The organism is Streptomyces sp. NPDC002537, from assembly GCF_053594975.1.
In genome coordinates this window covers 1,704-3,368 of sequence record NZ_JBSFWT010000172.1, presented here as the reverse complement: position 1 = coordinate 3,368, position 1,665 = coordinate 1,704, and the positions used below count along the sequence as shown (strand labels likewise).

The following is a 1,665-nucleotide window of genomic DNA, read 5'->3' as shown; positions in this document are numbered from 1 at the left end:
GCCAGCGGCTCCACCACTTTCCTTCACCCGAAGGATCCGGAACGGCTTCACGGCCTTAGCATTAATGGATTCGATATTGGGCGTTTCAAAGCGGGTACCGGAATATCAACCGGTTGTCCATCGACTACGCCTGTCGGCCTCGCCTTAGGTCCCGACTTACCCTGGGCAGATCAGCTTGACCCAGGAACCCTTAGTCAATCGGCGCACACGTTTCCCACGTGTGTATCGCTACTCATGCCTGCATTCTCACTCGTGAACCGTCCACAACTCGCTTCCGCGGCTGCTTCACCCGGCACACGACGCTCCCCTACCCATCACAGTCCCCGTTGGGGGTATGTACTGCAATGACACGACTTCGGCGGTACGCTTGAGCCCCGCTACATTGTCGGCGCGGAATCACTTGACCAGTGAGCTATTACGCACTCTTTCAAGGGTGGCTGCTTCTAAGCCAACCTCCTGGTTGTCTCTGCGACTCCACATCCTTTCCCACTTAGCGTACGCTTAGGGGCCTTAGTCGATGCTCTGGGCTGTTTCCCTCTCGACCATGGAGCTTATCCCCCACAGTCTCACTGCCGCGCTCTCACTTACCGGCATTCGGAGTTTGGCTAAGGTCAGTAACCCGGTAGGGCCCATCGCCTATCCAGTGCTCTACCTCCGGCAAGAAACACACGACGCTGCACCTAAATGCATTTCGGGGAGAACCAGCTATCACGGAGTTTGATTGGCCTTTCACCCCTAACCACAGGTCATCCCCCAGGTTTTCAACCCTGGTGGGTTCGGTCCTCCACGAAGTCTTACCTCCGCTTCAACCTGCCCATGGCTAGATCACTCCGCTTCGGGTCTTGGGCGCGCTACTCAACCGCCCTATTCGGACTCGCTTTCGCTACGGCTTCCCCACACGGGTTAACCTCGCAACACACCGCAAACTCGCAGGCTCATTCTTCAAAAGGCACGCAGTCACGACGCACCGAGCAAGCTCGATGCGCGACGCTCCCACGGCTTGTAGGCACACGGTTTCAGGTACTATTTCACTCCGCTCCCGCGGTACTTTTCACCATTCCCTCACGGTACTATCCGCTATCGGTCACCAGGGAATATTTAGGCTTAACGGGTGGTCCCGCCAGATTCACACGGGATTTCTCGGGCCCCGTGCTACTTGGGTGTCTCTTAAACGAGCCGTTGATGTTTCAGCTACGGGGGTCTTACCCTCTACGCCGGACCTTTCGCATGTCCTTCGCCTACACCAACGGTTTCTGACTCGTCTCATGGCCGGCAGACCATGAAAAAGAGATCCCACAACCCCGCATGCGCAACCCCTGCCGGGTATCACACACATACGGTTTGGCCTCATCCGGTTTCGCTCGCCACTACTCCCGGAATCACGGTTGTTTTCTCTTCCTGCGGGTACTGAGATGTTTCACTTCCCCGCGTTCCCTCCACACTGCCTATGTGTTCAGCAGCGGGTGACAGCCCATGACGACTGCCGGGTTTCCCCATTCGGACACCCCCGGATCAAAGCTCGGTTGACAGCTCCCCGGGGCCTATCGTGGCCTCCCACGTCCTTCATCGGTTCCTGGTGCCAAGGCATCCACCGTGCGCCCTTAAAAACTTGGCCACAGATGCTCGCGTCCACTGTGCAGTTCTCAAACAACGACCAGCCACCCA

Annotated in this window: 1 rRNA gene (cut by a window edge); it reads right to left on the bottom strand. The window is 57.4% G+C overall.

The window, feature by feature from the left end:
* Positions 1-1,615, bottom strand: a 23S ribosomal RNA gene (locus ACWD4A_RS35075) (its annotated part extends 1,559 nt beyond the left edge of the window); the annotation flags it as partial.
* Positions 1,616-1,665 lie beyond the last annotated feature (50 nt).